Origin of the sequence: Burkholderia sp. Ac-20344, from assembly GCF_017104975.1 — a bacterium.
Taxonomy (GTDB): Bacteria; Pseudomonadota; Gammaproteobacteria; order Burkholderiales; family Burkholderiaceae; genus Burkholderia.
In genome coordinates this window covers 15,519-40,713 of sequence record NZ_JAAGPP010000017.1, presented here as the reverse complement: position 1 = coordinate 40,713, position 25,195 = coordinate 15,519, and the positions used below count along the sequence as shown (strand labels likewise).

Annotated in this window: 30 protein-coding genes and 6 pseudogenes; 26 read left to right on the top strand and 10 right to left on the bottom strand. The window is 67.7% G+C overall.

The genetic code is table 11. The features are described from left to right. Nucleotides 1–33 precede the first annotated feature (33 nt). From G3N64_RS08480 to G3N64_RS08470, 3 genes are all read right to left on the bottom strand, one after another. Nucleotides 34–1,953, bottom strand: coding sequence for a hypothetical protein (locus tag G3N64_RS08480; protein ID WP_205783425.1), 1,920 nt, complete (start codon nucleotides 1,951–1,953; stop codon nucleotides 34–36). A 125-nt stretch (nucleotides 1,954–2,078) separates the two neighbouring features. After that, nucleotides 2,079–2,786 carry a hypothetical protein gene (locus G3N64_RS08475; RefSeq protein ID WP_205783424.1) on the bottom strand — a complete coding sequence of 236 codons (708 nt, stop codon included), beginning with the start codon at nucleotides 2,784–2,786 and terminating at the stop codon, nucleotides 2,079–2,081. Between the two features lie 94 nt (nucleotides 2,787–2,880). Continuing rightward, the gene (locus G3N64_RS08470; protein ID WP_205783423.1) at nucleotides 2,881–3,780 is read right to left on the bottom strand and encodes a hypothetical protein; all 900 of its coding nucleotides are present in this window, start codon (nucleotides 3,778–3,780) and stop codon (nucleotides 2,881–2,883) included. Nucleotides 3,781–4,078: 298 nt separating this feature from the next. Between G3N64_RS08470 and G3N64_RS08465 the strand changes: the two genes are divergently transcribed. The 3 genes from G3N64_RS08465 to G3N64_RS08455 all read left to right on the top strand — a co-directional run bounded on the left by G3N64_RS08465 (nucleotide 4,079) and on the right by G3N64_RS08455 (nucleotide 6,110). Next, the gene (locus G3N64_RS08465; RefSeq protein WP_205783422.1) at nucleotides 4,079–4,450 is read left to right on the top strand and encodes a hypothetical protein; all 372 of its coding nucleotides are present in this window, start codon (nucleotides 4,079–4,081) and stop codon (nucleotides 4,448–4,450) included. Between the two features lie 92 nt (nucleotides 4,451–4,542). Continuing rightward, nucleotides 4,543–5,403 carry a hypothetical protein gene (locus G3N64_RS08460; protein ID WP_205783421.1) on the top strand — a complete coding sequence of 287 codons (861 nt, stop codon included), beginning with the start codon at nucleotides 4,543–4,545 and terminating at the stop codon, nucleotides 5,401–5,403. Between the two features lie 104 nt (nucleotides 5,404–5,507). Further along, nucleotides 5,508–6,110: a TetR/AcrR family transcriptional regulator gene (locus tag G3N64_RS08455; protein ID WP_205783420.1), complete on the top strand. Its 603-nt coding sequence runs from the start codon at nucleotides 5,508–5,510 to the stop codon at nucleotides 6,108–6,110. A 180-nt stretch (nucleotides 6,111–6,290) separates the two neighbouring features. Here G3N64_RS08455 and G3N64_RS08450 read toward each other — a convergent pair. Further along, nucleotides 6,291–6,656: pseudogene (locus G3N64_RS08450) on the bottom strand (response regulator); the annotation flags it as partial. Nucleotides 6,657–7,080: 424 nt separating this feature from the next. Here G3N64_RS08450 and G3N64_RS08445 point away from each other — a divergent pair. The 10 genes and pseudogenes from G3N64_RS08445 (at nucleotide 7,081) to G3N64_RS08400 (ending at nucleotide 13,106) form a co-directional block, all read left to right on the top strand. Continuing rightward, nucleotides 7,081–7,449, top strand: a complete 369-nt coding sequence (locus tag G3N64_RS08445) for a chemotaxis protein (protein WP_205783419.1) — start codon at nucleotides 7,081–7,083, stop codon at nucleotides 7,447–7,449. A 186-nt stretch (nucleotides 7,450–7,635) separates the two neighbouring features. Further along, nucleotides 7,636–8,511: a BON domain-containing protein gene (locus G3N64_RS08440; protein WP_205783418.1), complete on the top strand. Its 876-nt coding sequence runs from the start codon at nucleotides 7,636–7,638 to the stop codon at nucleotides 8,509–8,511. A gap of 124 nt (nucleotides 8,512–8,635) precedes the next feature. Beyond that, nucleotides 8,636–8,791 carry a hypothetical protein gene (locus G3N64_RS08435; protein WP_205783470.1) on the top strand — a complete coding sequence of 52 codons (156 nt, stop codon included), beginning with the start codon at nucleotides 8,636–8,638 and terminating at the stop codon, nucleotides 8,789–8,791. 260 nt (nucleotides 8,792–9,051) lie between these two features. Beyond that, the gene (locus tag G3N64_RS08430; RefSeq protein ID WP_205783417.1) at nucleotides 9,052–9,456 is read left to right on the top strand and encodes a BON domain-containing protein; all 405 of its coding nucleotides are present in this window, start codon (nucleotides 9,052–9,054) and stop codon (nucleotides 9,454–9,456) included. A gap of 30 nt (nucleotides 9,457–9,486) precedes the next feature. Then, a complete protein-coding gene (locus tag G3N64_RS08425; RefSeq protein WP_205783416.1) occupies nucleotides 9,487–10,515 on the top strand; it encodes an SDR family oxidoreductase in 1,029 nt (342 codons plus the stop codon). Nucleotides 10,516–10,542: 27 nt separating this feature from the next. Beyond that, nucleotides 10,543–10,842, top strand: coding sequence for a DUF2795 domain-containing protein (locus G3N64_RS08420; protein WP_205783415.1), 300 nt, complete (start codon nucleotides 10,543–10,545; stop codon nucleotides 10,840–10,842). Nucleotides 10,843–10,908: 66 nt separating this feature from the next. Further along, a complete protein-coding gene (locus G3N64_RS08415) occupies nucleotides 10,909–11,478 on the top strand; it encodes a hypothetical protein (protein ID WP_205783414.1) in 570 nt (189 codons plus the stop codon). A 106-nt stretch (nucleotides 11,479–11,584) separates the two neighbouring features. After that, nucleotides 11,585–11,779 (top strand): annotated as a pseudogene (locus tag G3N64_RS08410) (NAD(P)-dependent oxidoreductase); the annotation flags it as partial. Between the two features lie 55 nt (nucleotides 11,780–11,834). Further along, nucleotides 11,835–12,440 carry a DUF4142 domain-containing protein gene (locus G3N64_RS08405; protein WP_205783413.1) on the top strand — a complete coding sequence of 202 codons (606 nt, stop codon included), beginning with the start codon at nucleotides 11,835–11,837 and terminating at the stop codon, nucleotides 12,438–12,440. A gap of 57 nt (nucleotides 12,441–12,497) precedes the next feature. Continuing rightward, nucleotides 12,498–13,106 carry a DUF892 family protein gene (locus G3N64_RS08400; protein ID WP_205783412.1) on the top strand — a complete coding sequence of 203 codons (609 nt, stop codon included), beginning with the start codon at nucleotides 12,498–12,500 and terminating at the stop codon, nucleotides 13,104–13,106. A gap of 70 nt (nucleotides 13,107–13,176) precedes the next feature. Here the strand turns inward: G3N64_RS08400 and G3N64_RS39670 are convergent. The 4 genes and pseudogenes from G3N64_RS39670 to G3N64_RS08380 all read right to left on the bottom strand — a co-directional run. After that, a pseudogene (locus G3N64_RS39670) lies at nucleotides 13,177–13,420 on the bottom strand (divalent metal cation transporter); the annotation flags it as partial. Nucleotides 13,421–13,506: 86 nt separating this feature from the next. Further along, entirely contained in the window at nucleotides 13,507–13,989 is a 483-nt protein-coding gene (locus G3N64_RS08390; RefSeq protein WP_205783410.1) for a PRC-barrel domain-containing protein, read from the bottom strand. Nucleotides 13,990–14,080: 91 nt separating this feature from the next. After that, nucleotides 14,081–14,512, bottom strand: coding sequence for a CBS domain-containing protein (locus G3N64_RS08385; RefSeq protein WP_205783409.1), 432 nt, complete (start codon nucleotides 14,510–14,512; stop codon nucleotides 14,081–14,083). Nucleotides 14,513–14,591: 79 nt separating this feature from the next. Beyond that, entirely contained in the window at nucleotides 14,592–14,846 is a 255-nt protein-coding gene (locus tag G3N64_RS08380; protein WP_205783408.1) for a hypothetical protein, read from the bottom strand. A gap of 191 nt (nucleotides 14,847–15,037) precedes the next feature. On the opposite strand from G3N64_RS08380, the gene G3N64_RS08375 reads away from it, so the two are divergent. The 13 genes and pseudogenes from G3N64_RS08375 (at nucleotide 15,038) to G3N64_RS08315 (ending at nucleotide 23,517) form a co-directional block, all read left to right on the top strand. Further along, nucleotides 15,038–15,343 (top strand): hypothetical protein, encoded by a 306-nt coding sequence (locus G3N64_RS08375; RefSeq protein WP_205783407.1) that lies wholly within the window; start codon nucleotides 15,038–15,040, stop codon nucleotides 15,341–15,343. 189 nt (nucleotides 15,344–15,532) lie between these two features. Then, a complete protein-coding gene (locus tag G3N64_RS08370; protein ID WP_205783406.1) occupies nucleotides 15,533–15,775 on the top strand; it encodes a hypothetical protein in 243 nt (80 codons plus the stop codon). Continuing rightward, nucleotides 15,772–16,083, top strand: coding sequence for a hypothetical protein (locus G3N64_RS08365; RefSeq protein WP_205783405.1), 312 nt, complete (start codon nucleotides 15,772–15,774; stop codon nucleotides 16,081–16,083). Before G3N64_RS08370 ends, G3N64_RS08365 begins: the two co-directional genes overlap by 4 nt. Before the next feature lie 25 nt (nucleotides 16,084–16,108). After that, entirely contained in the window at nucleotides 16,109–16,423 is a 315-nt protein-coding gene (locus tag G3N64_RS08360; protein ID WP_205783404.1) for a hypothetical protein, read from the top strand. Between the two features lie 141 nt (nucleotides 16,424–16,564). Next, nucleotides 16,565–16,984 (top strand): annotated as a pseudogene (locus G3N64_RS08355) (DUF892 family protein); the annotation flags it as partial. Between the two features lie 273 nt (nucleotides 16,985–17,257). Beyond that, a pseudogene (locus tag G3N64_RS40390) lies at nucleotides 17,258–17,450 on the top strand (RNA polymerase factor sigma-54); the annotation flags it as partial. A 68-nt stretch (nucleotides 17,451–17,518) separates the two neighbouring features. Next, nucleotides 17,519–17,707 carry a DUF3008 family protein gene (locus G3N64_RS08350; RefSeq protein ID WP_205783403.1) on the top strand — a complete coding sequence of 63 codons (189 nt, stop codon included), beginning with the start codon at nucleotides 17,519–17,521 and terminating at the stop codon, nucleotides 17,705–17,707. A 47-nt stretch (nucleotides 17,708–17,754) separates the two neighbouring features. Further along, complete coding sequence (locus G3N64_RS08345) at nucleotides 17,755–17,916, top strand: DUF1328 family protein (RefSeq protein WP_006767422.1); 162 nt, start codon at nucleotides 17,755–17,757, stop codon at nucleotides 17,914–17,916. Between the two features lie 269 nt (nucleotides 17,917–18,185). After that, a complete protein-coding gene (locus G3N64_RS08335) occupies nucleotides 18,186–18,830 on the top strand; it encodes a catalase (RefSeq protein WP_277399098.1) in 645 nt (214 codons plus the stop codon). 12 nt (nucleotides 18,831–18,842) lie between these two features. After that, nucleotides 18,843–19,346 carry a YetF domain-containing protein gene (locus G3N64_RS08330; RefSeq protein ID WP_205783402.1) on the top strand — a complete coding sequence of 168 codons (504 nt, stop codon included), beginning with the start codon at nucleotides 18,843–18,845 and terminating at the stop codon, nucleotides 19,344–19,346. 39 nt (nucleotides 19,347–19,385) lie between these two features. After that, nucleotides 19,386–20,408, top strand: a complete 1,023-nt coding sequence (locus tag G3N64_RS08325; protein ID WP_241020843.1) for a Ku protein — start codon at nucleotides 19,386–19,388, stop codon at nucleotides 20,406–20,408. A gap of 4 nt (nucleotides 20,409–20,412) precedes the next feature. After that, nucleotides 20,413–23,208: a DNA ligase D gene (ligD, locus tag G3N64_RS08320; protein ID WP_205783401.1), complete on the top strand. Its 2,796-nt coding sequence runs from the start codon at nucleotides 20,413–20,415 to the stop codon at nucleotides 23,206–23,208. Nucleotides 23,209–23,322: 114 nt separating this feature from the next. Further along, nucleotides 23,323–23,517, top strand: a complete 195-nt coding sequence (locus tag G3N64_RS08315) for a hypothetical protein (protein WP_205783400.1) — start codon at nucleotides 23,323–23,325, stop codon at nucleotides 23,515–23,517. A gap of 289 nt (nucleotides 23,518–23,806) precedes the next feature. On the opposite strand, the gene G3N64_RS08310 is transcribed toward G3N64_RS08315, so the two are convergent. Both G3N64_RS08310 and G3N64_RS08305 read right to left on the bottom strand, forming a co-directional pair. Further along, nucleotides 23,807–24,502, bottom strand: a complete 696-nt coding sequence (locus G3N64_RS08310; protein ID WP_205783399.1) for an MgtC/SapB family protein — start codon at nucleotides 24,500–24,502, stop codon at nucleotides 23,807–23,809. Between the two features lie 362 nt (nucleotides 24,503–24,864). Beyond that, nucleotides 24,865–25,181: pseudogene (locus tag G3N64_RS08305) on the bottom strand (hypothetical protein); the annotation flags it as partial. Nucleotides 25,182–25,195: the final 14 nt, after the last annotated feature.

Here is a 25,195-nt window from a genome sequence, read left to right as displayed (position 1 = left end):
GGCAATTTCCGGAGCGATGGTCGGGGCATGCGCTCAACGCACGCCGAGCGAATAGTCCTGACCGTACACCGAGCGAAGTTCGCCCGGCTTGCCCAGGAGCTTGAGCGGGCGATACTTCGCGTTGGACAGAATGCGCGTGGCGCGCGGGTAGAACCCCGGGTCGGATGCCAGCCCCTGTACGTGCGCCATGTCGGCCGGGATGCGAGTGAGGGTATAGCGTGTCAGGTCGCACTGGATCTGGCCGCTGACGATCTCGCAGGCTTGCTTGTCGTAGTCCGCATTGGGCGGCGTAGGGTACAGCCCGTCGATCACGATGGCTTCGCCCGGCCCGACGCTGAACGAAGCAAACTCGCGCTTGAGCCTGGTCGAGACCGCCAGCCCGTCGACGGACTTCTCCCGGGTGACGGTCTTCCATCCCGCAGGCTCGGTCATCTCCGATACCGTTCTCTTCTCCGTCGCCCAGAATGCGCAGCCGCCGCCCTGGACGAAGATCGACGAGCAGTACGTATCCGTGACTTCGCGGTCACGATACTGCGCGTTGAACCATTCCTGCGACTCGATGAAGTCGGTGTTCTTCTTGGGCAGCAACGAGATCTGCCCCAGCGGTGAACGCCCCGGCTTCTGCTGGGTGCCGAGCTGCGACATCGCGTCGGAGGTCGTCTCGTAGGTGTTGCCGGCGACGGTGTAGGTACCCGGGTTGACGATGTAGACGAAGTACTGGGCGTTGCCTGCCACGAAGGTCGATACATAGCCGTGCAGCCCCACTTCGTTGAAGGGTTCGTCCGGCCCCACGCGTATCACGTCATGGGCGTTGGCCTTGCTTTGCCAGATGGTGGTGGCGGTCACGTCGGTGCGGAACGCCCATTTCTTCTGGCTGATGGCTTCGTCGCCGGTGTACTTTCTGTCGAGGTTGATGGCGGGCACGATCACGAGGGACTTGCCGGCCACCACGGCGCGGTTGATCAGCCAGTCGATGCCGGCGTGCCAGCTTGCCAGCTTGCGCTCGCGGGGCAGCGCCGGAGGCTCTTTCGATTCGCCCGGTGGTGCCGCGGTGGCGGCTGCGACGAGCGAGCAGATTTCCTTGCGCAGCGTTTCGTCGTCCATCTCCTGCTTCGGGTTGAGTCGGGCGACCACGGAGATGACGCCCAGCGACTCCTCCAGCATGAAGCGGATCGGGAACGAGCGCTTTTCCCCCTGTTCCGGGAGCGGCTGGACGATCGTGACTTCGGTCAGCGTGCCGTGTCGTTCGTTCGACGTCACGCTCAGCTTTGCCGTCGTGGCAGCCTGTGTCAGCCGCGAGGCCGCGTCGGCCGGATTCAGTGCCTTGATCGGCAACCAGGTGGTGTAGTGGCGGCCGGTGACGCCATCCAGCGCAGGGCGGAAATTGTAGGTGCAGGTGGTAAAGGCGGGCGCCCCCGGAAAGGCGTCGTTGGGCGACGCGGGCGTCGTGGCAGCCACGCCGGTGCTCACAGCGGTGCGGCTCATGTCGACGCGGCCGAGCATGCCGCACATGCCGCCCCGGATGGCTTCGGGGGCTGCCTGCATGCCCGGGGGCAACGTCGTCGCCACGGAAATGGTCTTCGTGTCCTGATTGGCCGTCAGCGTAATGGCGAATCCGCGGGCGCGGTCACTTTGCTTTTGCTGGATCGTCAGCTGGCCGGCCGAACCGGCGTAGTTTTCGTCACCGATCAGGAAGCCGTCGCCCGTGGCAATCTGCTTGAGTTGCGCGATGGCGTTGCGTGCATCCAGGCCCGGCACCGTGGCGAACGTCGAGAAGCGGGTGCCGGCACCGGTGTCGGCTTCACGCTTGAAATTGGCCTCGCAGCCGGCCGCTGACGCGGCGTGGTGCCAGCCGAGGCCCAGCATAAGCGCAAGAAAGGTCAGGCGCAGGCGTGTGGAATTCATGATGCTGCTTCCCCCGTGTAGTGATGGCGTCAAGTCGATGTCTTCCATTCGATCAGCAGTCCAGATGGGCGGTGGAGCGCCCGAAACTTCGCTGCTTCGGCCGCCTTTGCGGCGGCAAGCAGGCCCCGGTATGCACGGCTCGTGCGGGCGTCCTGATGCCGAAGCGCACCTGCTCAGGCGCCGGCGCCCTTGCACTGCATGCTCGCGATACGTTGGTCCGGCCTGGTGCGGTAGAACACGAAGTTCGTCGCCCCCGGCCCCTGATTGCCGCCATCTTCATCGACGTAGGTTTCCGCGAACACCGGCACGGCAGCGTTGGCGATGCTGACCCGGTAGAACACATTCCTTTGTGTGTTCGGTGCAGTGGTGCCGTAGTCGAGCGCGCATCTGCCGGCGATGCGCTTGACCGCGGCATGGCTGCCGAACTGGCGCAGCAGAATGTCCTGCGTATCGTCGCTCGGGTAGAACTTCCGCAATGCAATCGACAGGACGGCGGCCGCATTGCCGTTGAGTACGACGCCGACGTGGCCTTCGTTGTCCTTCTTGACGCCGGCTTCCGCACCGACCTTGCCGTCCGGCACATCCACGTCGCCGAAGCCGGAGAGCAGCATGCTGCCGCCACGGTAGCGCGTGGCCTCGGGGGAAGGGCTGTCGGGATTGCCCAGCGGCTTCGCGTCGCTCCAGTGCACGCCGGGCACGTTGTCGAACGCTGGCCAGGTTGCCGGCTTCGCACCTCCGAATACGCCCAACAGCGTTTGCAGCGGCGATGCCGCCGCCGTTTCCGGCACATGGGAGGCCGGCAAAGACGCAGCGGACGCAGGTGCCGCCGTCGGGCTGGCGGGCGGTGTGGGACGCTTGCACGCGTTCAGGCCGATCAGCACGACGCCGGCGGATAGCGCACGCAAGACGTGGGTCGCGGTTCGCATGGGCAGACGTTGCATGAGGCGCTCCTGGTATTCGCGGCGGCCTGGGCGATCAGCGGCACTTGACGTCGTAATCCGTGACGGACGGGAGGTCGCCGTCGCCTGCGGTGGTCAACGTCAGCTTGCCGGCAGGGCCTGCGTACCCGAAGTCGCAAAAGCCGAGGCCGGTGCCCGCGCAGGATCCGGTCTCGACAATGCCGCGCTTGACCAGAGCGGAATGCCGCGGCTCGCCGCTGGCGCTGCTTCGCACCGGATTCCATCCGTTGGCGACCAGCACCTTGCGGGCCTTGTCGATCGGCATGTTGTAGACGTTGGGCACCTTGGCGCGGCCTTTGCATACGGAGTCTTCGTCGGCCACCCTGGACAGGCGCAGCGTGCCGTCGGCGTCAATGCGCAGGTCGCCGGCGGGCGAGGGGGCGATGTCGCCATCCCAAATGCGTACGGCGCCGCCTTCGAGCGGGGCCAGTCTGCCGATGGCGGCATCTTCCGCCGATTTGCCATAGACCAATGCGATCAGCTTGCCGTTCTCGAACACGGCCACGTTGCCTTGCGTGATGCTGCAGGTGCCGCTGGTTGCGGGCTCCATCTGGCCTGCGAAGCTGACCGCGCGGTAGGGCCCCAGCGGCACATCCGACATGACGGCCCAACCTTGCGCTACGACCAGTTTGGCTGCCGCCGACTTCGGCTGGATGACTCGTTGCGAGCAGCTTTCGCGATCGACGGGGCTCGCTGCCCTGGGCAGATTCGCGAGCGCCTTCATGCGGATGTCCTTCAACTCGGACACCACGCGTGGCGCGGGTGCATTCGTTTGTGCGGCGGCGGTGAGCGCAACGCCAAGCACCAGGCAGGCGCCGTACAGGCCCTTCGATGCGAAAGATGCGGCGAGAAGCGACAGAAAAGCGGCGCGCGGCATAGCGGAAGATCCGGAGAGGTCGGTGGAAGCGGGCTTCAAGGTACGGCGCACATGTGTTTGCCTGTCGCTGGCATCGCGAGTATGTATTAACCGCCGAGCAGCACTTTTGTGAAACGTTTTCATTTCCCAAATATTAGGAACGGAAAATATGTCGCAAAGTAAAAACACGGCGATCGTCGTGCCTGCGCCGATTGCTCCAATCTCACTGATCGCAATTCTATTCAAACTAGATCGACTAGTATACATTCATCATATCGTTCTTCTCGCTTCGCAAAGATGTGGATCTGATGCCACGCGGCGCCGGGGCGTCGGGTGTGGTTTGGGCAGGAATTTCACAATGACACTGGCAGCCAGTATCGATGAGATCGCCCGTAGCCTGGACGGATTGGATCCGCCCTGGTTGCCCGCTTACGACATGCGGGCCTATGCGGCAAAGGTGGATTCGGAATGCGGATATGGTTCCGACATGATGGTTTCCATCGAGATCAATACGAGAATGTTCGAGGAAGTCGTTGCGTTCGTACATTTGTGCGGCGCGTTCGCATCGCTGCATCCATCCACTGCGCGGCAGTACGCGTGCGTGCGCAACGACAGGGCAGAAATCGACGATGTGCTTGCACACAATGCGACCGCGGCATGTCCGACTTACACGGGGTTGCTGACGTCATTCGTCGATCGGGGCATCCTCGCGCGATGTGCGCCGGATTGACGTTCAGCCTCTTTGAGGGCTTTGTGCCGATTTCCTTTCTCTTTCTACTGCGACGCATCGCATTCACAATCGCGATCAGGACCTAGCTAAAAATGACCAAGCCTTCCAGGCGCTGTGCCACGCAGACAAGCGCAATCAAGAAACCCCCTGTTTTGTTCGCCTTGGTCAACCAGGCGATCGCCGATATGTCGCGTCACTGCCCGTCGGCTGTGCGCGCGACAGCCGGGCTATTGCTTGTCGCCAGCGTGCTTTCGGGGTGTGCGCCCTTGTCGGCGTCTGCGCCGACGGATCCTCAACAACAGTTTGCCGCAGAGCAGCGGAATGCGAATGCGTTGTATAGCCGGAAGGTGTTGGCATATAAGCCGATGTTCGAGAATCCTGGCGGCTATGGTCGAACGCAGATACTGGAAGCGTACGAGGCGGTGCTGCAGCAGTACTCCGTCGCGGCCATCGCTTATGCCCGCACCATCTACCCCGACGCTCGACAGGCGCTTCCTCCTTCCCTGCAGCCATTGCCGGCGCCGTCGGGGCCGGTCACGCTGGCGGTCGTCAATCGCGACTACGAACATGTGCTCGGAATGGACGCTGCCTTGTGGGAGATGGATATGGCGGCGAACTTTGGCCGGCCATCCAGGTTGCCGATACCGAAATACACCGGCCCTGTGCTCATCATGCCGCCTGCGCCACCGTTTCCGCCCCTGCAGGATGTTCGCGATCCAAAGTTCGCACGGCTTGTGGCCATGACGAAGAAACTGGACGATGCGCAGAAGGCAGATCTGGCTCGAGAGCACGCCGCGATCGAGCAACAGTATGCCGAGCAGGCCGCGTGGAGGGCTCGACACCCCACGGGCCAGTATGATCACCTCGATCCGAGGACCGGACTGCCGTATGCGCCCCCGCAACAGGAGACGCAGCGATGGTGCATGATGGGCGGCGGCCGGGTGCCTTGCTGAAACCGCTGCGCGCAGCGGCGATTGGCGACACTTGCCCTACAGGCTGAAAGGAGCCGTGCGGGCGGCGGTGCTAAGATGCCGCCCAGTCGTCAGGAGATGCATGAATGCGCGCGAGCAAACGCCAGCAGGTGGTCGACAAGGCAGGTGAGTTGTTTTCCCGCCATGGGTTTCATCCGGTCGGCATCGACTGGATCATCGCCGAAGCGGACGTTGCCCGCATGACGCTCTACCATCACTTCGCGGGCAAGGACGATCTCATCAAGGCCGTGCTGGAACAGCGCTACACCTTCATCATGGAGAGCATCGCTGCCAAGCTCGGCCCCATGCCGCACGCCGCTGCGCGCCTGAAGGGGATTTTCGACTGGTACGGCACCTGGTTCAGTAGCCCGGAGTTCGCGGGCTGCCTGTTCGAGCGTGCGCTGGCCGAGTTTGGTGCGACCTGCCCCAAGGTGACCGACGTGGCGGTGCGCTATCGGGATGACTTGCTGGCCCTCATGGAGCACCTGCTATCCGAGATCGTTCCGCGTCGCCGGGCACGTCAGCTTGCAGGCGTGTACGTGATGTTACTGAGCGGGGCGACCGCGGATGCGCGGGCGATCGGCGATCCGCGTGCTGCCGCACGGGCATGGCAGGCGGCGCAGATGCTGCTGAACGAGTCCAAGGTCGCAGCTGAAAGCATGCGTAAAGCCCGTAGCCGTCGCGCTTGATCGTTTGTGGACCCTGGCTTTGGCCCTGGTGCAGCGTCGGCCGTAGCGGGTACGAACACTGGCTATAGATGTCTTTCGGTACCGGCGATGGTACGGCGTCGCGTGACCCATTGCCGCCACTGTGCGCTCGCGTGCGAAGCGTGCGCGGCGATGTGTCGCGCAGTGGCCTGAGCACAGAGGCTACGGTGTGTCGCGAACCCGGCGCGCAACGCGCTGCAGCAGCGCGTCGAGCACGGCCATTTCGACAGGCTTCACGAGGTGCTCGTCGAAGCCTGCGCGTTCGGTGCGTGCGAGGTCGGCCGCGCTGGCATGACCGGACAGCGCAACGCAGCTCGCGTCGCGTAGCGCGTCGATCGCGCGCAGTTCCTGCAGCAACGCGAAGCCGTCGACGTCGGGCATCGTCAGGTCGAGGATCATCAACTGCGGTGCGTAGTCGCGGGCGAGCGCCAGCGCGTCTTGTGCGTTGTATGCGACGCGCGGCGCGTGTCCTTTCAACTTCAGCAGCACGGCGAGCGTGTCGGCAGAGTCGCGATTGTCGTCGACGATGCGGATCGAGCATGAACACCGCGTAGTCGGTGATCGACTCGACCACCGTCTGGAACCGGAACTCGGCGAAGCGGTGCAACAGGTCGCGCGCGTCGGATGGTCCGAGCAGCGGTGGATGCGAGCGAGGATCGGTGTCGTCTTTCTTCATCGGAACGGCGGGTCGAAGACGGGCGGGCAAGCGCCGCCCGGCCGTCGTCGGGCGTGCCGGCGGCGGCAGTACGAATCGGATTGGCACCCCGAAAGCATAAGGGAACTCAATTCGGCTGATCAATGGGCGCGCATCGGTTGTGCCGACCGTCGTGCCGGCACCGAGCAGTCGGTTCCGGCGCGCGATGCGGCATGCCGATTGCACGCGCTTCCGGTCCGCAAGCCGTGCCGCGGCTGCCTGGCCGCACACGGCCGCAAGCGTCGCAAGGAGAACGACATGAACAGCACGCTGAACCCCGACAACGAACCGGCCGGCCCGGACGACGACAACGCCAGTCGCGGCCGCGACGGTCGCGCACTGGGGCCGAGCGACTCGTCCGACAGCGGCAGCGACACGGCCGGCGCGCGGCGTCATCCGTTCGACGTCGATTCGCCGCTCGACGATCACGCGCTCGAACGCGGCGATGCATCGCTCGACAGCGATACGGACCGTGCGGGCACCGGCGAGCGCGCGTCGGCGGACGGCGATTCGACGCTCGACGAAGGCGCGGACATCAAGCCGGATCGCACCGAGCGACTGAGCGAGCCCGGTCGCACGACGGAATCGAATGATCGGGACGAACCGGGCGATGACGGCACGACGTGACGCCCGGCACGCAAAAACTGCAATCGCATTGCAGATTCGCGCGTCGGCTGCAGATCGACGACGCGATATGCGTCTGTCGTGCATCGACAACGACATCGGCATGCGACTTGCGCTCGACCCGACCGACGCGCGTCGTGACGCGGCATGGGGCCGTGTGCGGCGCAGGCGCGATCGAGGAGGGACACGATGCAACGACGATATCCCGGACGGTACGGCGAACGCGGTGGCCCGTCCGACTGGCAGGCGCGCAACGAACGCGCGTACCGCGGCGCAGGCGAGCGCGGCATCCCGGACGACCCGGCGCGATGGCCGGAAGAGGGGGATGAGTCGACATACCGCCGCTTCGCGAGCGAGGACGTCGGTCCGGAAGACTGGGGCAGTGAATGGAGCGAACGCGCGGCGCGGCCGGTCGGTCAGCGGCGCGGCGCGGCCGATGCGGGCTGGCAGCGCGACTTCGCACGCCAGCCGGCGCGCGAACCCGAACCCGGCTACGGCGAACGCGACCGTCGCGCGCAGGGCCGCGACTGGCGGGAAAGCCAGTACCGCGATGTTCCCCCGGAGTTTCGCGGGCATCACCGGATGGGCTGGTACGACAGCGACCGCGCCTATGGTGATCCGCGTGACGATCCGCGCTACGGCGGTCACGCCCCCGACCTGTCGCGTTTCGGTAGTGAGGCCGAACGCGACGCGCTACGCCAGCGTCGCGGGCCGAAAGGTTATACGCGCTCGGACGAGCGGATCCGCGAAGACGTTTGCGAGCGGCTTGCGCATGCACTCGACATCGACGTGAGCGATGTCACGGTGCAGGTACAAGACGGTCGCGTCGAACTGGACGGCACGGTGCCGGCGCGGTGGATGAAGCATGACATCGAGGATCTGGCCGACGGCTGCTTGTGTGTGCGCGACGTCGAGAATCGCGTGCGCGTTCGTCGCGACGGCGAGCACGAGTCGGGCAGGGTGCTGCATCCCGACCAGCGGACCGTGACGCCGACGCAGCCTGCCGTACGCGATCCCGAGCCGGGCACCGTCGGTCGCGACCGCGAGCGCAAACCTCACCACTGAGCGGTCGTGCACGTCTCGCGATGCCCGACAGTGACGGCTTTGGGCTGCTCGACGCGCGCTGGCGCGGTGGTGGAGCGCTGCTGGCGACGGCAACGGTGGTGACGGTGGCACTCGAAACGTATGCGTGCTCGCCGTCACCGCACACGCGGGCCTGGCGGACGGGCGCCGCGCACTCGAGGCCGCGCTCGGCCAGCTGTCTCGCGACCCTCGCGACATGGATGTTCTGCTCGCGTGCATCGACGCCGCCAATCCCCCCCAAGCGGTGACGCGTGCTCACTGACCAACGCGATTCGTTGCATGGTGTTGTTCCCGGTATCGGAGCCGCGCGGATGGGCCGCCGTTGTCTGCCGCTCGGCAAGCGGCATACCTCGCACGTTGCCCGGGAAGTCGCCCGCCGGTAGGCCGAAAAATTACAACGGGCTCGATGAAGGGACGTCCGATCGGGATGACGTGCGACCGCACGGCACCGGCGCCGCGGCATGCGATTTGCGCTGTGCTGGTTACCCGCCGGCCATGCCGGCTCGACGAAAGGAGGTCACGATGAAGGCATTTCCGCTGCAAGACCGTTCCCTGAGGGGCCGTCGTCGCAACGCGATGCGCGCCGGCATGGCGATCGCGATCGCCGCTACCACGGCGTGCGCGGTGATCGCGCCGAACGCAGTCGCCGCCGGCGACGACAGTGCTACATCGACGTCAGCGTCGTCGTCGCGTTCGACGACCGGCACGAAGATCCGCGACGCCACGATCACGACCAAGGCGAAGGCCGAGCTCGTCGGTACGAACGGCCTGTCGTCCGGCGACATCCACGTGAAGACGCAGCGCGGCGTCGTGACGCTCACCGGCAGCGTGCCGGAGGAGCAGCAGCGTACGCAGGCCGTCAGCGTCGTAAAGCAGGTCGACGGCGTGCAGGACGTGCGCGACCAGTTGACGATCCGGGCCAAGTGACCGCGGCGGCGCCGCACAAGGAGTCCAGTCATGAACTGCATGCTCAAACCGGTCGGCGAGCAGACGATCGTGATCACCGGCGCGACGAGCGGGATCGGCCTCGTCACCGCGCGCAAGGCCGCGCGCCGCGGCGCGAAGCTGGTGCTGTTCGCGCGTAACGAGGCAGCGCTCAATACGTTGTGCGAAGAGATTCGCCAGCATGGCGACCTCGCCGTGGCGGTCGCGGGCGACGTGGGCATTCTCGAGGACCTGCAGCGCGCGGCCGCGCAGGCGGTCGAGACCTACGGCGGCTTCGATACATGGATCAACAACGCAGGCGTGTCGATCTTCGGCCCGGCATCCGCGGTGCCGCTCGACGACCAGCGCAAGCTGTTCGACACCAACTACTGGGGTGTCGTGCACGGGTCGCTCGTCGCGGCCGACCACTTTCGGCGCAAGAACGACTTTCACGGCGGCGCGATCATCAACATGGGCAGCGAGGCGTCCGACGCGCCGGTGCCGTTGCAGAGCGCGTATGCGGCATCCAAGCATGCAGTGAAGGGCTTTACCGATTCGCTGCGGCTCGAAATGGAGGGCGACCATCTGCCGGTGTCCGTCACGTTGATCAAGCCGGCTGCGATCGACACGATGTTCGTGATGCACGCAAAAAACTACATGAACGTCGAGGCGAAGCTGCCGCCGCCGATCTACGACCCGGAGCTGGTGGCCGACGCGATCATGTTCGCGGCCGCGCACCCGCGCCGCACGCTGTTCGTGGGCGGCGCGGCCAAATTCACGTCGGCAAGCGCGTACCACGTGCCGCGGCTGTTCGATCGCGTCGCGGCCCGGCTCTTCTGGCGCAGCCAGCGTACGGATCGCCCCGCCCGCCCGCGCGACGACAACGCACTCTACGAGCCGCGCCATGCGTTACACGAGCGCGAAGGCATGGACGGGCCCGTGTTGCGCGGTTGCGCATACAACACGGTGGTTCAGCGGCCGAAGGTGGCGGGTGCGGTCGCACTCGGCGCGGCGGCGCTGGTCGCCGCCGCGCTGGCGCGTTCGCGCCGTGCGTCGTCGTGATTTCGTTCATCTTCCAAGGAGATTTCCATGTCGTCCCGACAACATACGGGCCACGAATACAGCCACGCACGCGCGCACGAAGGCGAGCGCGTGCAGCAGGACCATGACAAGGGCGGCCATCAGGGCGGGCATGGCAAGGCGCCAAGCCCGATCGACGTGCAGAAGGCCCTGAAGGGCATGGACTACCCGGCCAGCAAGTCGGCGGTCGTCGAGTGTGCGGAGCGCTCGCATGCAGCCCCCGACATGATCGACATGCTCCGTCGCATTCCCGATCGCGAGTACGGCACGCCGGCGTCGGTGTCGAAGGAACTCGGGCGGTTGATGTAAGCGCCGCCCTCGTCCGCGCCGCGGGCGGTCGCGCGCGGCGCAACTACCGTCACGAGGAGCACGACCATGGCGATGATCGTCGCAGGCCGCTTCACGACGTTCGGCGAAGCGGAAGGTGGGGCGCGTCACCTTTACGAGCGCGCGTTCGGCTCGGACGACGTATCGATCTTCTTCCTGAATCCGGGCGGGCAGCATGCGCGCTTTCCGATCGGCGGCGACGTCTATGCCGATACGGCGGCGAAGCCGGGCGGCCGTGGCGCAATGATCGGTGCGATCCGCGGGTTGCTGATCGGCATCGTCGTGGGGCTGCTCGTCTACGCGATCGGTGCGCGCTACTGGGTCGTGCCGGCCGCCGGCGCGCTGGCCGGCGCGTATCTCGGCGCATTCGGCGGTGCGCTCGGCCGGATGCGCGGCGAGCCGGCCGAAGGCAAGGGCGCACTTGCGCAAAGCGAAACCGGTGTGATCCTCGCCGTGCGCGTCGCGCCCGGTACCGCGACTACCGCCGAGGACGTGCTGCGCGCGACCGGCGCGACGTCGATCGAGCGCGTCGAGGGCGACTGGCAGGACGGTGAGTGGAGCGACTTCGATCCGGTGCGCCGGCCCGACGAGGCTGCGTCGGGCGGCAATCGACGCTGAATTTTTCACGCCCGGTTGCAGCGTTGCACGCGCAACGAGGCAACTGCCGTGCGCGGCACGCCGCTTGCGTCGTATCGACGACACCCCTCAGGGAGGAATCGAATCCATGACTACCGCACCGACCCCGCCGCGTCGGAAGCGGGACCACCCGCCGGGCACCGAGCGCGACATGTATCCGCAGCCACGCGACGATGCGGCCGGTGACGTCGGCAGCGGCAAGCTCGCCGGCAAGGTCGCGCTCGTGACGGGCGGCGACAGCGGGATCGGCCGTGCGGTCGCAATCGGATTCGCGAAGGGGGGCGGGCGGCTCGTCGGCGGTTGACGGCCGTCTCGCGCCCCATGCAAGGAGGAAGCAGATGAAACGACCCAACTGGACGATCGCGGCGCTCGCCGCGGGCGTGCTCGCCGCTGCGGGGCTTGCACACGCGCAGATGCCGAGCGAGCCGCCCGCATCGAATGGCCATGTGCCGGGCGGCGTGATCAATCCGTCGTCGGGCGCGGGCGACGCAATGATTGCGAAAGCGCCGCAAGGCGGCGACGCGGAATTCGTCGACAAGGCCGCGATGGCCGGCAAGGCCGAGATGCAGGCAAGCCAGCTCGCGCTGAGGCAGGCGCAGTCGCCGGATGTGCGCGCGTTCGCGCAGCGGATGGTGGCCGATCACGGCAAGGCGAACGCGCGATTGAACGAGATCGCCGCGCGCCAGGGCATGAAGCCGCAGGTCGAACAGATCCAGGATCCCGATGTCGAGGCGCTGCGCGGCAAGCACGGACGCGACTTCGACGTCGCGTACGTCGCGGCGGTCGGCCCGGATGCGCACCGCAAGGCCGTCGCGCTGTTCGAAGGCGAGGCGCGCAACGGAAGGGATCCGCAATTGCGCGCGTTCGCGAGCGCCATGCTGCCGACGTTGCGGCATCACCTGAGCCTGGCGCAGGCGCTCGAACGCAAGGTGGGCGCGCGCTGATGCGTGCCCGTTCAACCCCGGGCCGCGCGTGCGGCCCGTCTTTATGGAGAGTCTGTCATGGCCCATCGGCAACCGAAGCACGAAGGCATTCGCGAATTGCTCTGCCAGGCGTACGAAACCGAGCTTGGCGGCGCGAAGATCTACGAAGCCGCGCTGCAATGCGCGACCGACGAGGATCTGCACAAGGAATGGGAGAAGTACCATCGCGAGACGCTGCATCACCAGGAGGTGCTGCGCAAGGTGTTCGAGACGTTCGGCATGGACGCCGACGCGCAGACGCCCGGCCGCAGCGCGGTGGCGGCCATCGGGAAGGCGCTTGTGCACACGATCGAGCAGGCGCAGAAGCAGACCGACCCGGCCGCCGCACAGATCGTCGCGGCCGAGTGCGTGGTGCTCGCCGAGACCAAGGATCACCTGAACTGGGAACTGATCGGCTATGCGGCCGACCAGTTGTCGGGCGACGCCGCGAAGACGCTGAAGGACGCGCACGACGAAGTCGAGGCCGACGAAGATCATCACCTGTATCACACACGCGGCTGGGCGCGCGAGATGTGGATCGGGTCGATGGGCTTCAAGGCGGTGCTGCCGCCGCCGGAAGAAGTGAAGAAGGTCGAATCGGCGGCCGACGCAGCACGCGCCGAACGTTCGCGCGGCAAGATGATGTGAGGCCGGTGGGCCGGGCGCAGCCGCGACGCGGTCGGCCCGGCCCGACGGAAGTCGTGTGCGCCACGAGCGTTCAGGTCAGCAGGCCGACGGCCATCGTCACGACCGATGCCGCCATCAGCGCGACCGCAAGCCAGCCGAATGCTTTCGACACGGTGCCGCTGCCGGGTTGCCCGGCCGCCTCGCGCCGTTGCGGGAATCGCGAGCAGCCCGCAGCCGACGATGCCGAACGCGAACACGAGAAGCGCGGCTTCGCCGGCGATCGGCCGCAGTGCGTCGACGGCTTGTGCGGTGGTACCGACGTCGTGGCGGCCGTGTCGACGTGGCCGGCAGAAAAACGCCCCGCGCGGGCGGGGCGTTCGAAGCGGCTGCGCCGGGGAACCGGCGCGGCGACATCGGGCGCTCAGTGACGGTCGCGCGCACGCGGATCGTTCAGTTCCTCGGTCGGGTCGGTCAGCCCGACCTCGTCGCCTGCGCTCCAGTACGGCGCGCTGCCGTAGAACTCGTGCAGCGGCTCGGCCCATTGTGGGTCAGCCATCGCCGGCCAGTGGTCCTTGTCGAACCCCGGTGCGTTGCGGATCCGCTCGGACGATACCGACAGCAGGAAGCATTTGCGCTCGGTGTCGAGCGTGAGCGCGCTCCACGGAATCGCGTGGAGCTTGTCGCCGATGCCGAGGATGCCGCCGCTCGACAGTACCGCGTAGGCGACGCGGCCGGAGCGCACGTCGAGCATGATGTCCGTGATCTTGCCGACATCGTCGCCGTCGGTCGTATAGACCTTGTCGCCTTCCAGCGTATCGGCCGCCATCACGTCGGGGCCGGGGCCGGCCGCCGTTGCGGCGCCCTTGCCGATGATGCGGGTCTGACCTTGATCGGAAGTCTGCATGGTTTCCTCCAGGCTGCATGGGGCGCGACGGTGCCCGGGGCGGGCCCTGCGGGTCGCGCGGGGTGGTCGGGACGGCGCGAGGATCGCGCCTTCACGTCTGCTTCGGTTGCGACACGCCTTCGAGCGTGTTCGCGACGTCGTCCCGCTCGGGGCCGGCCATGCGTGTCGCGATGTCCGCGAGCGACAGCATGCCGACCAGCCGCTTGTCGTGATCGACGACGGGCAGGCGGCGCAACTGCGCGTCAGCCATGTAATGCTGGATCTCGTCCAGCGAATCGTCGTCGAAACACCATTCGATCGGGCCCGACGCAACTTCGTGGATTCGCGTCTCCGGCGGCTTGCCGGCCGAGATCGCGCGCACCGCGAGGTCACGATCCGTCACCATCCCGACCAGCCGGTTGTTGTCGCACACGGGCAGCGCGCCGATGTCGTAGCGCTCCATCAGTTGCGCGGCATGACGGATCGAGTCGGTTGGCGCAATGCGCACGACGTCCTGCGACATGATTTCGTTGACGCGATGCATGAAATTCTCCTTGCGGGTTGAGTAGGGCAATGGATCGGCACGTGCGGGACGGATTCAGCAAGCCGCGTGCCGTGGGCCGTCACGTATCGTCACGTTCGCGCTTGTCCTGCCACGGCCCTTCGTCGTGCGTGCCGGGCGGCGTGTCCGGCTCGATGCGCGTGACGCCGCCGGTCGCGGGCGGGTCGCTCGCGGGAAACGTGTCCTCGAGCTGCTTGTCGATATGACGTTCCGAATGGCGCGTATGCGTGCGGTCGCGGTGCTTGAGCGGCGGCGACGGATCGGGTTGCCGTTCGTGTGCCGGCGCGTCGTGGCCGGACCGGGTCGAATCCTTCATCGCGAGCCTCCGTGTCGATGGCGATGGCGTGTCCCATCCGCAACGGTCGTGCCCGGGGCGCGACGGGTTCGCCCGGAACCAAGCGGCACGCGTCTTGCCGCGATGACGATGACGATGACGATGACGATGACGATGACGGCGGCGCGTGGCGCGACAGGGGCCAGCCCCGCCCACTGCGAGCGGGAGACACGATGACGATTCCGAAACGACGACCGGGCGTGCGCTACGAGGTCAATGTATGTGGCGGCGGATTCGATTCGCTGAAGAGCCATTTCAACGAATGGAAGCATGAACCGCTGATCTACCGGCCCGAGCGCCGGATGTTCGAAGGCAAGGCCGACGTGCGGCCGCTCGGCGACGAGACGTTCGGCTCGACCGAGCCCGCGCGGTTCGCACTGCAGCGTGCGTGCGAGCCAGCGGACCCGTACGCGCTCGCCGCGCATGTGCACGATGACGGCCGCGAACTGTGGCTCGTGATGGCTGCTTACGACGCGTAGCCACGCGCTTGCAAGATTTGCAGCGGACGGTGTAGCGAAGACACGGCACGTCGCGTTGCGCCGTCCGCATGGGCATGACGGCGGACATGCGGGCGACGTGCGCGGACGGCATGCGGCTTGCGGGCTGCTACTGGTATGCGGCCGGCGCGCGTGCTATCGCTGCGCAGGCCGTGCAACGATGGAGTACCGATGACACACGACACTGCGCAGGCGGGGCAGCGCCCCGAACCGCCGTTACCCGACGTCGAGCCGGATCCCGAGCCGCCTGTTCCCGACGACGTGCCGCCCGGCACGCCCGAGCCGTATCGGCAACCCGAGGGTGATCCGCCGGGGCATGCACCGCCCGAGCGCGAACCGCCCGGTCGCGAGCCGCCCGTGCATGCGCCGCCGGTGGGCACGGTAGCGCCAATGTGCAAGGAGGCGCTGCCATGAGCATCCGGTTGAAACCCGGCCTGTTGCGCGACATCGCCGAGACCGTCGGCCGCCATTTCGAGGCGCGCGCGATACCGTTTCATGTCGAGGAAGAGCCGGCCGGTGCGTTGCATATCGGCTTTCGCGTCGACGGTCATCCGGCCTCGCTGACCGTGACGTTCGACGCCGGCGCGTTTGCCGCGCTCGAGCAGGCCGGTATCGAAGCGCAGCGCCGCACGCTCACGCGCGTCGCCGTGGAATTCGGCGAGATGATGGCGCGCCGCGCACCGACCGCATATGCGGGCGATTTCCATTTCAACCGGCTATGAGCCGTCGATTGGAGGGAGGATTTCGATGAAACCGATTCGGACGATACGCGTGGGCATCTATGCGTTCGCCGCTGCGTGCGCGCTGGGTGCGTGCACGCAACCGACGAATGGTCCCTATGGCACCCGCGCGGCGGCGCCCGCGCCACCCGACGGCCGCGGGGCACAGTCGATCACGACGATGCCCGACGCGAATACGCGCTACGACACGCGTCCATCGCCAGGCACCGTGATGCCGCAGGGCGCGGCCGGCGGCGAACCGACCGACGGATCGCCACCGGTTTCGAACGATGCGCAGGGCGACCGGCCGTTGCCGGGCACGCCGCCGCCCATGCAGTACTGACCTGACGCCGGGCTCGTCACCCACGGCCTGCGCGCGGAATCGCGTGCGCCGTGCAGCGCGCCGTCCATTGCGGCGCACGGCGTGCCGCGCCGCGATGCGTATGCGATGGAGCGGCAGGCCGAGACGCTGTTCGCCACGTAACTGAAACGGCTCGATCACTATCCGCAACTGCAGGACCGGCTGCGCCTGCATCTCGACGACACGCTCGGCCAGCAGGCGCTCGTCGAAGCATGCCTGATGCGGCTGGGCACGACGCCGTCCGCGATCAAGGACCTGGCTGCGCGGGTCGCCGCGTATGGCCAGATCGCGAGCGGCATGCTGGCTGCCGACGAAGCGGTGAAGGGCGCGCTGGCCGGCTATGCATTCGCGCAGGTCGAGATCGCCGCGTCTACCGCGCTCGTCGCGGCCGCGCAGGCGACCGGCGAAGCGGAGATCCGCGCGTGCTGCGAACGGATCCTGCAGCAGGAGCGCAGCATGGCCGCGTGGCTGCAGCGTCACCTGCCGACGCTGACGACTGCCTTTTTCGACCGTTCGGCCGTCGATCGCATCGATGCGAAGCGATGGCGGCTGACGTCCGGGGCCCGCTTCGCGGCACACGGATGCGTGCCCCAAACTTGCCGCCGGCTTGTAAATAAGCGGCCCCGTCCTGGCGTGATACGAGGCGAAAATCCGCAACAGCCGCAACGGGCGCGCTTCGTCGAGTTGGCACGATAGCTGCATGACTTCTGCCGACGGCCTTGCCGTGAACCGAACGGACGGGAAGCTTTCGATGCCGCTTTGGCTTTCGCTGCAGATCCAGCGGCATTCGGCATGTGCGCAGAGATTTCGGCGGTCGCTGCGGCCGCGTAGGTGCTGGCCCGCGACATGCACGTGGCCGAGCCGCATGCGGATCCGTTGTCCGACGCCGCGCTGGCGGAGCGCCTCCGGGGGTTGGGGCATTCTTCTTGCGCGTTGCATGGCGACGAAGTATCGCCACGCGATGACGGTTGCGGCGGCAGACGTGTGCCGAACGACGCCGCGTGACGCGCCGATTGATTCAACTGCGCGCGTGCCGCCGCTCGCGTCGATGCGCGCGCCAACGAGAGGAGTACGACCATGCCAGCAAAATCCCAGGCCCAGCAACGCGCCGCGGGGGCCGCCCTGTCGGCCAAGCGCGGTGAGATGAAAATGAAGGACCTCAAACCACCCGCGAAGTCGATGGCCAAATCGATGAGCGAGAAGGAGCTCGAGAAAATGGCCTCCACGCCGACTCACGGCAAACCGAAACACAAGCACGACGCCTGATCGACGCCGACGTGTGCTCGGCGACCGCCGTCACCCAGGAGGGTTCCATGCTTCGATACGCCATCATCTTCTTCATCATCGCGATCATCGCGGCCGTATTCGGCTTCGGCGGCATCGCGGCCGGCGCGGCGGAGATCGCGAAGATCCTGTTCTACATCTTCGTCGTGATCTTCCTCGTCACGCTGCTGCTGGGCGTCGTGCGACGATGAGCGTCGCGCCCGATCGGCTGCGCGTGCGCATGCGTCCGTGCGGCAGCGCGCGGCGCGCGGCGCGCGGTAGTCCATCACCAGCCGCGCGTCGAGGATGCGGCGGTCGAATGCAACGTGGCGCTCGACGCGACACGCGCGCCGAGGCCGCGGCCGTCCGGCGGGCGCCGTCACGCCGGACGCGCCGGCTTCGCCTGCTGTCCGCACGCGCGCGCCGCAGCGACGCGACACGCGTGGCGGCTGCCCACCCGAACGCCACGAGGACCTGATCGATGACCCATTCCCCATCATCCGGCAAGACGTCGCCCGCGCAACCGCACGACAGCACGAAGTCGCGCCAGCTCGACGAGAACCGTTCGCGTCCCGACCGCGAGGCATTGCGCACCAACCAGGGCGTGCGGATGGCCGACAACCAGAACACGTTGCGTGGCGGCATGCGCGGCCCGTCGCTGCTCGAAGACTTCATCATGCGCGAGAAGATCACGCATTTCGATCACGAGCGCATTCCGGAGCGCGTGGTGCACGCGCGCGGCTCGGCCGCGCACGCGGTGCCGACGATCGTCGCGCCGACGCTGGCGCCGATCGGCAGCATCGTGCCGCAGGCGACGCTGGCCGGCATGCCGTCGGTGATGTTCGATGCGGTGTTCGTGTGCGGCGGCGACGGCGATGGCCGCGACCTCGCGCATGGCGCCGACGCGCGGCATTTCGTGCGTGAAGCGTTCAAGCACCTGAAGCCGGTCGCGGCCGTCGGGGCGGGGCGGCAATTGCTGAGTGCCGCCCACCTGCCGGATCCGGCCGAAGGTGTGTGCGTCGGGCAGGCCGTCGATTTCGACGCAGTCCTGAATGAACTGTCCGACCACGTCGGCCGGCATCGCGTTTGGGCGCGCGAGCAGCAGGCCGCCGAGTGGCCGGCGTAGCGCAGCGCGATCATGGACGTCGTCGTCGCGCTGTTCGGACAGGGCCGGATGCTCGGCCCCGGGCAGATGGCGCTGCGGGCGATCGTCGTGTCCGTGGTCGCGCTGGTGCTGATCCGCATCGCCGGGCGGCGCGCGTTCGGCCAGCGTTCGCCGTTCGACTACGTGGTCGGCATCCTGCTCGGCGCGATCCTGAGCCGCGCGGTGGTCGGTGCGTCGCCGTTCGTGGCGACGGTGGCCGCGTCGTTCGCGATCGCGCTGCTGCATCGCGTGATCGGCTGGGCCTGCGTGCGTTCGAGCCGGCTCGAGCGGCTGCTGGTCGGCGCGGAGCGCGAGGTGTATCGCAACGGCCGATTCGACGACGCGCAGATGCGCGCGGCCCTGATCACGCCGACGGACATACGCGAAAGCGTGCGTCAGGCACTCGGCGCGGACGACCTGTCGGACGTCGACGCGGCGATCCTGGAGCGCAACGGTCACGTCAGCATCGTGCGGCGCAGCCGTTGCCGGAGGCCCTGACGGTCGCATACGGCGACGGGTGCCGCAAGGAGGACATCGATGGCACGAATGATCTGGAAAGGCGCGATCAGCTTCGGGCTCGTTCACGTGCCCGTGCAGCTGTTCCCGGCCACGCGTACCGTGAAGCCGTCGTTCCGGCTGCTCGACAAGCGCTCGATGGACCCGGTCGGCTACCGGCAGATCAACAAGCGTACCGGCAAGGAAGTCACGCGCGAGGACATCGTGCGCGGCTACGAGTACGAGAAGGAGCGCTATGTCGTGCTGACCGACGACGAGATCCGCGCGGCGAACCCCGAATCGACGCAGACCGTCGACATCGTCACGTTCGTCGACGAGGACGCCGTGTCGTTCCTGTATCTCGACACGCCGTACTACCTCGTGCCGGACCGCAAGGGCGAGAAGGTCTATGCGCTGCTGCGCGACGCGCTGAAAGACAGCGGCAAGATCGGCATCGCGCACGTCGTGTTGCGCGACCGCCAGCATCTCGGTGCGCTGATTCCGGTCGGGCCGCTGCTCGCGCTCGACACGCTGCGCTGGCAGGAGGAACTGCGACCGCTCGACGCGCTGTCGGTGCCGGCCGACGACGCGAAGCGCGCGGGCGTCAGTGCGCGCGAACTTGCGATGGCGAAGAAGCTGATCGACGACATGTCGGGCTCGTGGACGCCCGACGAGTATCACGACACGTTCCGCGACGACATCCTCGAGCTGGTCGAGCGCAAGGTGCGCGCGGGCCGGATCGAGGAGATCGAGGATCGGCCCGCGCAGACGGCGCGCACGGCGACCAACGTGGTCGATCTGACCGAGCTGCTCAAGCGCAGCCTGAAGGGCGGCGGTGCGCGTGCTGCACGCACGGACGACGACGAGGATGCCCGCGCGTCTTCGCATGCAACGGGCGCACGGCGCAAGCCGGCGGTCAAGACATCCGCGAAAGGCGCGACGAAGACACCGGCGAATGCACCGGCGAAGCGCGGCCGCGAAGCGCGGCGCTGCCGGCACGCACGCGGCGAAGAAGGCCGCCGTGCGCCGCAAGCATGCCGCGTGACGGCGCGCGATGGAGGGTGATGCGATGACTGGCAAGCTCGAACCCTATCGCAGCAAGCGCCGCTTCGATGCGACACCGGAACCCGCGGGGTCGCACGGACGGCCGCGTGCGCATGCCGATGCGAACGAGCCGAAGGCGCAGAAGGCGCAGAAGACGCAGAAGGCGCAGAAGACGCAGAAGACGCAGAAGACGCAGAAGGCGCGACCGTCGGCGCGCACGGCCCGGCCGCTGCGCTTCGTGATCCAGGAGCATCACGCACGGCGGCTGCACTACGACTTCCGCCTCGAGCTCGACGGCACGCTGAAGTCATGGGCCGTGCCGAAGGGGCCGAGCGTCGACCCGTCGGTGAAGCGGCTGGCCGTGCATGTCGAGGATCATCCGCTCGAATATGCGTCGTTCGAAGGCGAGATCCCGCCCGGACATTACGGTGCCGGCTCGGTCGCCGTGTGGGACGAGGGCACGTGGACGCCCGACGGTGGCATTGCCCGGGCACGCGACGGCTATCGCGCGGGCAAGCTGACGTTCCGGCTCGACGGCACGAAGCTGCACGGCGGCTGGGCGCTGGTGCGCAGCGGGCGGCAGCCGGGGCGCCAGGAGCAATGGCTGCTGATCAAGGAACGCGACGACGATGCGCGCGATGCGGCAAGCTTCGATGTCGTCGCACAGCGGCCGGGCAGCGTGCATCGCGATGGAGCGCGGTCCATGCGCGCGGAGCCTGCGCACGGGCCGCGGGACGAACCGGCCGCAGCGGTGCGGGCCGACCCGTCGCATGCGGAAGGCGCGGTGCGCGCTGCGTTGCCCGACCGCGTGACGCCGCAACTCGCGACACTCGTCGATGCACCGCCTGCTCACGACGACTGGCGCTACGAAGTGAAATTCGACGGTTACCGGATCCTTGCCCGGATCGCGGGCCGCGGTGCGCGGCGGCACGTCACGCTGATGACGCGCGAAGGCCGCGACTGGACCGCGAAGCTGCGCGTGCAGCGCGACGCGCTTGCGGCGCTCGATCTCGACAGCGCGTGGCTCGATGGCGAAGCCGTCGTCCTGGGCGAGCACGGCCTGCCCGATTTCCAGGCGCTTCAGAACGCGCTCGGCGCGGGCCGTTCGGACGCGGTGACGCTGTTCGTGTTCGATCTGCCGTTTCTCGACGGATACGACCTGCGCGATGCGCCGCTCACCGCGCGTCGCGCGCTGCTCGAACCGTTGCTCGTCGGCAGCGATCCCGCACGGCTGCGCTACTCGCCCGATCTCGGCGACGACGTCGCGTCATTGATCGCGAGCGCGTGCGACACGGGGCTCGAAGGGTTGATCGGCAAGCGCGCGGATTCACGCTATCGCGGCGGCCGCTCGTCCGCATGGATCAAGCTGAAATGCCGGCGGCGGCAGGAGTTCGTGATCGGCGGCTATACCGAGCCGTCGGGCAGCCGGCACGGCTTCGGCGCACTGCTGCTCGGTGTGGTCGAGCCGGCCGCGGGCGGCAAGCGGCCCAAGCGGCCGCGCGGCGCGCCGCCGTTGCGCTATGTCGGCCGCGTCGGCACCGGGTTCGATACGCGTCTGCTCGACCGGCTCGCGGCGACGCTGCGCACGCACGAACGCAGCACGACGCCGTTCGATCCACCGCCGCGCGAACGGTCCCGCACGCGTGTGCACTGGGTCGAGCCGACGCTCGTCGCCGAATGCGAATTCGCGGAATGGACGGGCGACGGAATCGTGCGGCAGGCGGCGTTCGTCGCGCTGCGCGAAGACAAGCCGGCGCGGCAGATCGTCCGCGAGCTGCCGCGGCAAACCGACACGGAGGCGACGATGAACGAATCCCGCGCAACGCACGACCATTCCTCGCAGGCACCGCATACGGACAGGGCACACGGCCACAAGCGCGGCGCGCGATCGTCCGCGTCTTCCGGCAACACGCGTGACGCGTCCGGCGCCGGTCATGTCGGTCGCGTGCGCATCACGCATCCCGATCGTGTGCTCGATCCGCAAAGCGGCACGCGCAAGATCGACCTCGCGCGTTACTGGCAATGGGTCGCACCGTGGCTGCTGCCGGACCTGAAGGGGCGACCCGTATCGCTCGTCCGCGCACCGGGCGACATCGCCGGCGAACTGTTCTTCCAGAAGCACGCGGAGCGCCGCGAGATCCCGTTCGTCACGCAGCACGAAGGGCTCGACCCCGGCCACGGGCCGCTGCTGTCGATCGACAGCGTCGATGCGCTGCTCGGTGCCGCGCAGATGGGCACGATCGAGCTGCACACGTGGAACGCGCACGCGTCGAACATCGAGCGGCCGGACCGCATCGTGTTCGACCTCGATCCCGATCCGTCGCTGCCGTGGCGAGCGATGATCGACGCCGCGCAGCTCGTGCGCGGGCTGCTCGACGAGCTGGGGCTCGTCTCGTTCTGCAAGACGAGCGGCGGCAAGGGGCTGCACGTGGTCGTGCCGCTCACGCGGCATGCGGGCTGGGACGACGTGAAGGATTTCTCGCGCGCGATTGCGCAGCATGTCGCGGGGGCACTGCCAGACCGCTTCACGGCGACGATGGGGCCGCGCCACCGGCGCGGCAAGATCTTCGTCGACTACCTGCGCAACGGCCGCGGCGCGAGCACGATCGCCGCGTATTCGGTGCGCGCGCGGCCCGGCATGGGCGTATCGGTGCCGCTCGACTGGGACGAGGTGCCCGACACGACGGGCGGCGCGCAATGGACGATCGACACGCTGCCCGAACGCCTCGATGCGTTGAAACGCGATCCGTGGGATGGCTATGCGCACGCGCGTCAGCGCATCACCGCGTCGATGCGCGCGCGGCTGGGCGCCAAAACGTGAATGCGTCGTCGCCGATGGTGCAGCCGGTGATACCCGTTCACCCGCGGCGTCGTGGAGATCCCATGTGCGATCACCGATACCGGCACGACGGCCCGCGCGCAGGCCGACGACGGCATGGGCCTTGCTGAAAGCAAGGGGCAGGACTTGCCGTCACGTGATCGCTATCAGGGAGAAAGCTTCATGAAATCTGCATCCGCATGGAAGGTTGCCGCGCCGCGCGTGCTGGCATGCACGGTTGTCGCGATCGTCGCGGTCGTCGCGGATCTTGCGGATCGGCCGTTGTTTCATTCATACCGGAGAAGACCATGAGCGTGGTTTCGACTGGACGGCCGACGAAGGAGGCCGAATCGATCGGCGACGGGCGCGCTGGCGCGCAGCACACCGTGGCACCTGCGCGGACATGCAAGGCAAGGGTGACGTCGCGCAGCGCAGGTTGTGCCGCCGGGCGGCAAGCGCGTGCAGGAACGCCGCGAGCGTGTCGTCGGCGCCGCTCGGCGCGAGCCGCATCCGGCTGTCGACGTCCCAGCCGACGATGAACCGAACCGCATGCGCGCGGCACGCCGGTTCGCCGCGAGACAGCTGAGCAGGCCGGTCCGGGTCACGCGAAGCTCCTTGACGAAGGGTCGGGGTGACAGGTTCGTACGCAGGCGATGTTTTTCAGTGTCTCGCAGATGGCGGAAAACTCCGGGCCGCTCGTTCGCGAGAAGGATACCGAAATATCGTCGGTGTCGGGATCGTCGTCCGATTGCTGGACGATGAACCGCTTCACGCGCACGCGGCCAGGGCCGAGCGCATCGTGCAGCGTGCCGAGCGTGAGGCCGCCGCGCTCGACCACGAGCATCAGCGTGCGCTGTTGGCGCTGCGCGATGAAGCGGCGTTCGAGCGGCTTCACGCCCGCGAGGATCGCGAGCACGATCGCCGTCGAGCCGATCGACGCGACATACATGCCGCCGCCCGCGGCGAGCCCGACGCCGGCCACGGCCCACAGGCTTGCGGCCGTCGTCAGCCCGCGCACGACTTCGCCGCGTAGCAGGATCGAGCCGGCGCCGAGAAAGCCGATGCCCGACACGACCTGCGCGGCGACTCGCGACGGGTCGAGCACGACGCCGTTCTGCCCGCGTACGTCCTCGAAGCCGAATGTCGACACCAGCATCACGAGCGCCGAGCCGACGCACACGAGCATGTGCGTACGCAGCCCGGCAGCCCAGTTCAGGCGCTCGCGTTCGAGCCCGATCACGCTGCCAAGCAACGCCGCCAGCAGCAGGCGCCCGAGAAGTTCGAGATGGCCGATCATGACGTACGCTCCGTATGTTCTGTTGTATTGCCGTATTGCCCCGCGTGGGAAGGGCTGGTTTGCAGACGGGCGCAAGTTGCGTGCCGCGGCGGGCGAGGCGCCGCGTATGGGCGCAGCGTGCTTTTTTTCCTCGACATTGCAGAGGTGCGCGGAACGCGGGTGCACACGTGTCGACGGCGCCCCGCACCGGAGCAATTCCCGTGCGTTGCATGCGCAACGTCGTGCGCGTTACGGCCCCGTTGTAATTCGGCTGACCATAGGCGGGCCGTCGATCGGCCGGGACGGGGCGCGGCACGTCGCTTGCTGCCCCGGGGACATCGGCCATCGGGACGCTCGCGCAGGTCGGGCTCGTGAATGCGGCGCTAGCGCTGCAGGGCGACGGGTGGGACGACGGCGACGTCGGTTAGCCCGCGCGCCCGTCGCCCTGCCAGGCATTCTTGCGATTCGCCTTTGCCGTGCTTGCCGCCGGGTCCGCCGTTGCCCGGCAGCACGGCCGACAGCACCTGCCGCGCGGTCCCGACGATCACGCTGCGCTCGCGCGGATCGCCTTTCACGAGCGCCTGGCGAAATGCTTCGCCTGCTGCCGCGTCACGTGCGGCCGTAGCGGCGGCACCTCGGGGTCGCTCTTCATGTCCAGCACGACCGGGCGATCGGATGCCAGCGCTTCGTCCCAGGCGGCCGGCCCTGGGCCGC